The organism is Ideonella sp., from assembly GCF_035254525.1.
GTDB lineage: Bacteria > Pseudomonadota > Gammaproteobacteria > Burkholderiales > Burkholderiaceae_C > Ideonella.
Genome location: NZ_DATFAN010000137.1, coordinates 94,501 through 101,298, shown reverse-complemented (window position 1 = coordinate 101,298; position 6,798 = coordinate 94,501). Strand labels below are relative to the sequence as shown.

The following is a 6,798-nucleotide window of genomic DNA, read 5'->3' as shown; positions in this document are numbered from 1 at the left end:
CGCATCGTGCGCATCGATGCCGACGCCGAGCTGTCGGTGGTGCGCGCTGCGGTGCTCGAGGCGCTGGCCCGCATCAGTGGGCGCGCGGAGCCCGGCGATGCTTGACGAGCGCGACCTGCCCTGGCTGGCGGCGCCACTGGCGGAGCTGCGCGACCATGCGCGCAGCCATGCGCTGATCCTGCACGGCGGCGCGGGCTCCGGGCAGTGGGAACTCGCCTGGCGCGTGGCCCAGGCCTGGCTTTGTGAAGGTGCCTCGCGGCCCTGTGGCGAATGTCCGAGCTGCCACCTGGCCACAGCACACAGCCACCCCGACCTGAAGGTGCTGATGCCCGAGGCCATGCAGCACGCGCTCGGCTGGTTCGAAGGCAGCGCCACGGCGGACGACGGCGAGGCCGACGCGGGCGAGGGCGGCAAGGGCAAGCGCAAGCCCAGCCGCGAGATCAAGATCGATGCGGTGCGCGCCGCGATCGACTGGGCCCACACCAGTTCCAGCCGCGGCCGCGGCAAGGTGCTGCTGTTCTACCCGGCCGACGCAATGAACGCCACCTCGGCCAACGCGCTGCTGAAGACGCTCGAGGAGCCGGCCGCCGGCACCCGCCTGCTGCTGTGTGTCGCCGATCCCGAGCACCTGTTGCCGACCGTGCGCAGCCGCTGCCAGCGCGTCCGCCTGACCCCGCCGGATGCGGCCACCGCCGAGGCGTGGCTGACGAAGCAGGGCGTGGCCGGCGCCGCGGCGCTGCTGCGCGCCAGCGGTGGCGAGCCGCTGGCCGCCCGAGCGCTGCTCGACGAGGGCCTGGATGCGGCGACCTGGTCGCAACTGCCGGCCCAGGTGGCGCGGGGCGACACGCGCACGCTGGCCGGACTGCCTTTGCCGCGCGTGGTGCGCGTGTTGCAGCAGGTCTGCCACGATGCGATGGCCCAGGCCGCCGGCGGCCCGGCGCGCTTCTTCGAGCCGGGCCAGGTGCCGCCCGGTGCGCACATGCCCGAGCTGGCCGAATGGGCCCGGGAACTCGCCCGCGTCGCCCGCCACGACGAGCACCCCTGGAACGTGCCATTGCGTGTCGAAGCACTCATTGCGCAGGGGCAACGCGCCTGGAGCACCGCGTGACGCTGGCATCGCTGGATACACTGTGACCATGAGCGACGTCGACGGCCGCAATCCTGCTTCCGCACCAGCCGGTGCGGCACGCCCCAGCGTGATCCAGCTCGTGTTTCGCGAGAAGGGTGCGCTGTATGCCGCCTACGTGTCGGTCTTCTCCGAGGGTGGCCTGTTCGTGCCGTCGACGCGTGAATACCAGCTCGGCGACGACATCTACCTGCTGCTGTCGCTGCCGGGAGACCCGCAGCGCTACCCCGTGGCCGGCAAGGTCGGCTGGATCACCCCGGCCAACACCTCCGGCGGCCGCACCCAGGGCGTGGGCGTGCGTTTCCCGAGCGACGACAAGACCCGCCAGCTCAAGCTCAAGATCGAGGAGATCCTGGGCACCTCGATCCAGTCCGCCAAGCCGACCCAGACCCTGTAGTGTTCGTCGACTCGCATTGCCACCTGAGCTTTCCGGAGCTGCATGGCAGGCTGCCGCAGATCCTGGCCGAGATGCACGAGGCCCGTGTCGCGGCGGCGCTGTGCATCTGCACCACGCTCGAAGAATTCCCGACCGTGCAGGCCCTGGCCGCCGCGCACCCGAACCTGTGGGCCAGCGTCGGCGTCCACCCCGACACCGAGGGCCTGGCCGAGCCGAGCGAAGACGAGCTCTGCCGCCTCGCCGCCCAGCCCAAGGTGATCGCGATCGGGGAGACCGGGCTCGACTATTTCCGCCTCAACGGCCGCAGCATTGCCGACATGCAGTGGCAACGCGACCGCTTTCGGGCCCACATCCGCGCCGCGCGCCGCACCGGGCTGCCCTTGGTCATCCACACCCGCAGCGCGAGCGACGACACCTTGGCCGTGCTGAAGGAGGAGGGTGCCGGCACCGAGGGCAGTGGCATCGGCGGTGTCTTCCACTGCTTCACCGAGACGATGGACGTGGCCCGCGCCGCGCTGGACCTGGGCTTCCACATCTCGTTCTCGGGCATCGTGAGCTTTCGCAACGCGGCCGACCTGCGCGAGGTCGCGCGCTTCGTGCCGCTCGATCGCTGCCTGATCGAGACCGACAGCCCCTACCTCGCGCCGGTGCCCTACCGCGGCAAGACCAACAGCCCCGCCTATGTGCCGCATGTGGCAACGGTGCTGGCGGCCGAGAGGGGCGTCGGCGTCGATGAGATCGCACAGGCCACCACGCGCAACTTCGAGCGCTTGTTCCAGGTGACGGTGCCGGCGCTGGCAGCCGGGGGCGCACCTTGAAGCCGGCGGGCCTGATGGCGCGCCGCCGCGCGCTGCTCGGCATGCTCGCCGGTTGTTCCGTCGCCAAGCTGGCGCGCGCCGGCTCCTACGACGACTTCTTCCTCGGCATCGCGCTGGACCGGCCGGGCATCGTCGCGCCACTGCTCGCCCGGGGCTTCGATGTCAATGCCCGCAGCCCGGAAGGCCAGCATGGCCTGTACCTGGCATTTCGCGAGAACGCCGACGCCGTGGCCGAACTGCTCCTTGGGCGTCCCGACCTCGATCCGAACGCCGGCAACGCGGCCGGCGAGACGCTGCTGATGATGGCTGCGCTGCGCGGCCGCCTGGCGGCGATGCGGCAACTGATCACCCGCGGGGCCCGGGTCGACAAGGATGGCTGGACGCCGCTGCACTATGCCGCGTCCGGCAGCGAGCCGCAGGCTGTGGCCCTGCTGCTCGACCAGGGCGCCGAGATCGACGCCCGGGCGCCCAACGGCAACACGCCGCTGATGATGGCGGCGGGCTTCGGCAGCATCGACGCGGCCGATCTGCTGGCGCGCCGTGGTGCAGACGTCACGCTGCAGAACAAGTCGGGGTCGCGCGCCAGCGACTTCGCCCGGCACGCCGACCGCGACGAGCTGGCGCAGCGGCTCGACACCCTGGCGGCCAAGCGCGGGCGCTGACGGGCCGCGCGGCCTGCGCCGTCGCGTTTGTCAGGCTTTTTCCGACAAGCGCCTTGTCGCAAGGCCGACTTTGGTCTCGAGGGCGGCGCGCCTACAGTCCGTCACATGGGTTTCAACCCGAAGCCCACCCGATGCGACCCATCTGGCACCCGACAGGAGAACCGCCATGCGCGAAGCCCAAAGCCGCTTGAACCCGTTCACGATGATGACGGATCCGGAGGCCATCCTGCAGGCGGTGGAGCGATCCGAACGCCTGAATCGGTTGCAGCGCCGCATCTGCCGCCCGCTGGACCGGCCGCTGATTCCGAAGAAGGGCAGCGCGGCCGAACTGGCGGCCTTCGATCACGAGATCGACGCCGCTGAAGACGACGCCGGCGACCTCGCCGTCTGACAGGCTGGCCGCTGGCCGGCCATCGCCTCCCGCTGGGCTCGACCGCGCGCTACGCGCGCCGCGACTCCACCGGTTGTATGTTCAGAAACAGCGGCTGGTTGCCCCGCAGGATGCGGATCACGCACTGCTTGCCGATGCGCGATTCGTCGAGCAGCCGCTGCAGGTCGTCGACACTGCTCACCGGGGCACCGTCGATGCCGACGATCAGGTCGTCCACCTTGAGCCCCGCCGCGCCCGCCGGCGAGCCCATGTGCACGTCGGACACACGCACGGCGCTGCCCTGATCCACCCCCAGGAACCGCGCCACCCGACGTGAAATGGGCACCGTCGAGCCGGACAGGCCGGCGAACGCGCGCCGCACGCGACCGTGCGTGAAGAGTTGGGTGACCACCCATTTCGCGGAGTTCACCGCCACGGCGAAGCAGATGGCCTGCGCCCCCGGGATGATCGCGGTGTTCACGCCGATGACCCGGCCGCGCGAATCCAGCAATGGCCCGCCGGAATTGCCCGGGTTGAGCGCGGCGTCGGTCTGGATGATGTTGTCGATCATGCGCCCGGCCGTCGAGCGGAACGAACGGCCCAGCGCCGAGACGATGCCGCTCGTCACGGTGTGGGCGAAGCCGAGCGGGTTGCCGATGGCGATGGCGATCTGGCCGACACGCAGCCTGGCCGAATCGCCCAGGCTCAGATGGGTCAACGTCCGGCTGGCGCCGATGCGCAAGACCGCCAGGTCCGTCTCCGGGTCGTCGCCGACGAGCTGCGCCGGCGCCTTCGTGCCGTCGGGCCGCGTCACCTCGATCGACGACGCGCCGTGCACGACATGGCTGTTGGTCAGCACATAGCCGTCGGGCGTGAAGAGAAATCCGGAGCCCGAGCCGCTTTGCCGCCCGCGAGGCCCGGCCTGAGTGACGGCGATGAAGACAACGGCATCCTGCGCGTGCTCCACGGCGCCGGCGACAGTCTCGGAATACACATCGAGCAGGTCGTCGTCGTTCGCCGGCGGAGCCGCCGTCGTGTGGCTGGGGAGGTCTGCTCGTGCGTCCATGGTCGAAACCCTTGAGCCGCATGTGGCGGCGGCGCACGACAAAGCAAGCCCTGCCGGCTGACCCCGATGCCACGGGTCTTCAGTCGACGCGGATCACGATGGCCGCGCCCGTGTCACCGGCGGCGCAGCCGGTGAACACCCCCGTGCCACCGCCGGCCTCGCGTAGCGCGTGCGCCAGTTCGGTGATGCCGCGCAGGCCGGTCGGCCCCTGGGGGTGGCCGTAGATCAGGCTGCAGCCGTACGGGTTCATGCGCTCGAGCGGAAAACCCGTCTGCTGCGCGAACCACAGGTCGTTCACCGCGAACGGGTTGTGGCTGACGACGAAGCGGGCCTCGCTCAGCGCGATCCCGGCTTCCTCGGCCGCCCGCTGTGCGGCCAGCGTCGCGGCTTTCGGCATGTGGCCTCTCTCGGCGCGAGCGAACGCAGCCGAGAGCAGCGTGATCACGCCGCCGCCGGCGCTCAGCGCGCGAGCGCGCGCGGGGTCGGTGACCAAGGCACCGGCGCAGCCGTCGGCCGGGTGCGTCTGGCTGCCGAAGGTGACGACGCCGCCTTCGTTGACGACGGGCTTGAGCGCCGCGAGCCCCTCGGCGCTGTAGGGATGCACGCCCTCGTCGGTTTCCACGCGCAGCACCTTGCCTTTGCCACGCGGCAGCGCCACGGGTTGCAGATAGCCGCGCTGGAAGCGCCGATCGTCGGCGAGTGCGCGCTGGTACTGCTCCCAGCGCAGCATCGTCAGGTCGTCCAGCGCCTGGCGGGTCATGGCGCCGTCGCGGGCGACGTTCTCGGCCGTTGCCACCATTGGCTGGCCGGTGTTCGGGTCGGCAGCGAAGCTGTCGAGCACCCAGTGCTCGGTGGCCGGGCTGCCGCCAATGCCCTGGCTGCGCGGATAGATCAGCAGCGGCCCATTGCTGGTGCGGTCGGTGGCCACGAACAGCGTGAGCCCGTCGGCGCCCGACTCGAATTCAACCGCGGCCGAGACCAGGCCAGCCACCGAGGTCGCACAGGCCTGGGCGACGATCGGGCCGGTGACGCCCGGCATGCCCAGCCGGGCGGCGAGCCACGGGGGTGCGTAGAAGGCATGGGGCTGCGGGATCGTGGTGCCGACGACGAGCCGGCCGATCGCGTCGCGGTCGACGCCGCGCTGCGCGAGCGCATCGCCGGCGACGGCCGCGGCCAGGTCGATGCTGGACACATCAGCCAGGCTACCTTGCCAACGGACGAAAGGCGACGACCAGAGCGACGTCAAGGGAAGGGCAGTGCGATGGAACTTCATGGCGTCTGTGAAGGGGTTCTCAGCGAATCGGCTCCAGCACGAAGCTGTGCCGCATGTTCGGGCCCTTGCCGTGAGCAAGGATCTGCCCCTGGTCGTTGATGGCGATCGCCACGTCCAGGTAGACCCCCGTGGGCAGTTCGGTGATGGCGTTGAGATCGCGCATCTGGCCGCCCCGATAGACGAATGCGGCCTTCCCGCCGGTACCGTTGTCGGCTCGGCCGACCAGCACGCCGGCGCCGTTGATGCCGAAGGCCTCGCTGGACCCGCCCGACAGCGTGCCGAGGTCGATGACCTCGTCACCCTGCCAAACACAGGCGTGCCGCCGGGAGTTGCGCACGGCACACGACCCCGCCGCGACGCCGATTGAACTGATCGCATAAGCGACGTCGCCTGGATCCTGCGCCGTGATGGACGACAGCATCGTCATCTGCCCGTTCTCGTAGCGGAAGGCGCGCAAGAGGCCACCCGCGATGGAGGCGGTTCCGACGATGGTCCCGGCATCATTGATGGCATGGGCATTGCCGTAGGCGCCGCCCAAGCCGCCGAGCAGCGTGACCTGGCCATCGTGCCAGGCAAACGCTTGGGGTTGGTCCGTGCCGGCAGGCTGGACGTTGCCGACCACGACACCGGCGTGATTGATCGCGTTGGCGCCGCTGCTGAAGGTGTGATCGACGTCGAACAAGTCGATGGCCGACTCGTCATGACGGCGAATGAAGGCCTGCACGAAACCGGGCTTGGCACCATGGTTTCCGACCACATCCCCGGCGACGTTGATGCCCGCAGCGAAGCTGTAGCGCGACGCGAGGATGGCCTCCTGCTCGTAGCCATGCCGGCTGGCCACGAATGCCTGGGCACTGCCGACGAAGCGCTTGGCATTCGTGCGCCCTGCCACGAGACCGTCCGCGTTGATCGCGCCGGCATACAGCGTGCGCCCTTGCGGGTCCTGTATTTCCCTCGCCTGGTATTGGGGCCCGGCGGCCGCCAATACCGGCCACACCAGCAAGGCGGCAGCCAAGCGCCGAGCGAATTCGAGAACCCCATCAAGAAGCGCGGTCTGGGTCATGCGGTGGCCTCCGTGTCAATGAG

Annotated in this window: 8 protein-coding genes; 5 read left to right on the top strand and 3 right to left on the bottom strand. The window is 70.2% G+C overall.

Annotated elements, in window-relative coordinates; translation table 11 throughout:
* The first annotated feature begins 97 nt into the window (after positions 1 to 97).
* The 5 genes from VJ693_RS13950 to VJ693_RS13930 all read left to right on the top strand — a co-directional run bounded on the left by VJ693_RS13950 (position 98) and on the right by VJ693_RS13930 (position 3,394).
* On the top strand, positions 98 to 1,108 hold the full coding sequence (locus tag VJ693_RS13950) for a DNA polymerase III subunit delta' (RefSeq protein ID WP_324155026.1): 1,011 nt from the start codon (positions 98 to 100) through the stop codon (positions 1,106 to 1,108).
* Positions 1,109 to 1,136: 28 nt separating this feature from the next.
* Entirely contained in the window at positions 1,137 to 1,523 is a 387-nt protein-coding gene (locus VJ693_RS13945) for a PilZ domain-containing protein (protein ID WP_324155024.1), read from the top strand.
* Positions 1,523 to 2,341 carry a TatD family hydrolase gene (locus VJ693_RS13940; protein WP_324155023.1) on the top strand — a complete coding sequence of 273 codons (819 nt, stop codon included), beginning with the start codon at positions 1,523 to 1,525 and terminating at the stop codon, positions 2,339 to 2,341. Before VJ693_RS13945 ends, VJ693_RS13940 begins: the two co-directional genes overlap by 1 nt.
* Complete coding sequence (locus tag VJ693_RS13935) at positions 2,338 to 3,003, top strand: ankyrin repeat domain-containing protein (protein ID WP_324155021.1); 666 nt, start codon at positions 2,338 to 2,340, stop codon at positions 3,001 to 3,003. The genes VJ693_RS13940 and VJ693_RS13935 overlap by 4 nt, the downstream gene beginning before the upstream one ends.
* A 166-nt stretch (positions 3,004 to 3,169) precedes the next feature.
* Positions 3,170 to 3,394 (top strand): hypothetical protein, encoded by a 225-nt coding sequence (locus VJ693_RS13930; RefSeq protein ID WP_324155019.1) that lies wholly within the window; start codon positions 3,170 to 3,172, stop codon positions 3,392 to 3,394.
* A gap of 49 nt (positions 3,395 to 3,443) precedes the next feature.
* Here the strand turns inward: VJ693_RS13930 and VJ693_RS13925 are convergent, their stop codons facing one another.
* The 3 genes from VJ693_RS13925 to VJ693_RS13915 all read right to left on the bottom strand — a co-directional run bounded on the left by VJ693_RS13925 (position 3,444) and on the right by VJ693_RS13915 (position 6,775).
* Positions 3,444 to 4,439, bottom strand: coding sequence for a S1C family serine protease (locus tag VJ693_RS13925; protein ID WP_324155035.1), 996 nt, complete (start codon positions 4,437 to 4,439; stop codon positions 3,444 to 3,446).
* 79 nt (positions 4,440 to 4,518) lie between these two features.
* Positions 4,519 to 5,712 (bottom strand): thiolase family protein, encoded by a 1,194-nt coding sequence (locus VJ693_RS13920; protein ID WP_324155017.1) that lies wholly within the window; start codon positions 5,710 to 5,712, stop codon positions 4,519 to 4,521.
* 19 nt (positions 5,713 to 5,731) lie between these two features.
* On the bottom strand, positions 5,732 to 6,775 hold the full coding sequence (locus VJ693_RS13915) for a hypothetical protein (protein ID WP_324155015.1): 1,044 nt from the start codon (positions 6,773 to 6,775) through the stop codon (positions 5,732 to 5,734).
* Positions 6,776 to 6,798 lie beyond the last annotated feature (23 nt).